This window comes from Chlorobaculum thiosulfatiphilum, assembly GCF_006265165.1.
Taxonomy (GTDB): domain Bacteria; phylum Bacteroidota; class Chlorobiia; order Chlorobiales; family Chlorobiaceae; genus Chlorobaculum; species Chlorobaculum thiosulfatiphilum.
On record NZ_VDCH01000062.1, the window covers coordinates 1 to 743 of the forward strand.

Genomic DNA, 743 nt, shown 5'->3' on the forward strand with positions numbered 1-743 from the left:
TTGACAACGTGGCAAACAGGCCACCAGAATGGTCTCGAACTGCATGGTATCCAGATGACGCCATCGTTGCTCAGTGGCATGGTCATAAATGCTGCATGATGCACCGCATACCGGACACGCGACCTGCTTGCCGGTACAGACCAGTCTGATCTCGACCCGCTTGCCGCTCATCGACACATGAACGTTCTCGACCTTCCAGTTTGAGGAAAGACCTAAAAGTTGGTGGTAATGGCTCGTCAGGCTCTGCATGGGAGTATCAAGGTGCGGTTGGGTAAAGCTCAAAATTACTCTATGTTACCTCATACACACCCTTCTTTCCACGATATTCTGCGAAGAGCCTAAATAACAAATATTATCCTGTATTAAAAATACCACAAAAGGGTTGTGTGGTGAGAAGCTATCGTAAAGGCCGAGCAAAAATGAGAGGCTACAAAGAAGAGTCTTTTCAGGATTCTTTAACAAGATACTTTGGAGATTATTTCGAAATCAGCGGTTCAATTCAAATATTTAATGGTACTCGGCCATATGAGCCAGATATTGCACTAATAGATAAAAGACCCACTGGCTGTATTCGTATAGATATTGAAATAGACGAACCTTATGTAGGATTGAGTCGTCAAGCAATTCATTGTGACGGCGAGGATGAGGCTCGCGACATCTATTTTAGGGCATCTCTAAAAAGAGCGATTTGAAATATTCTTCTGACCAGCGACATCGAAACAAGGCGATATTGCCCTGCAAAC

At 44.3% G+C, this 743-nt stretch carries 2 protein-coding genes; one reads left to right on the plus strand and one right to left on the minus strand.

What is annotated here, in order from left to right; genetic code table 11:
• Window positions 1–249 (minus strand): transposase family protein (locus FGF66_RS12365; protein WP_139457354.1); only part of this gene is annotated, 249 nt, incomplete at its 3' end.
• A 140-nt stretch (window positions 250–389) separates the two neighbouring features.
• Here FGF66_RS12365 and FGF66_RS12370 point away from each other — a divergent pair.
• On the plus strand, window positions 390–692 hold the full coding sequence (locus FGF66_RS12370) for a hypothetical protein (RefSeq protein WP_170181383.1): 303 nt from the start codon (window positions 390–392) through the stop codon (window positions 690–692).
• Window positions 693–743: the final 51 nt, after the last annotated feature.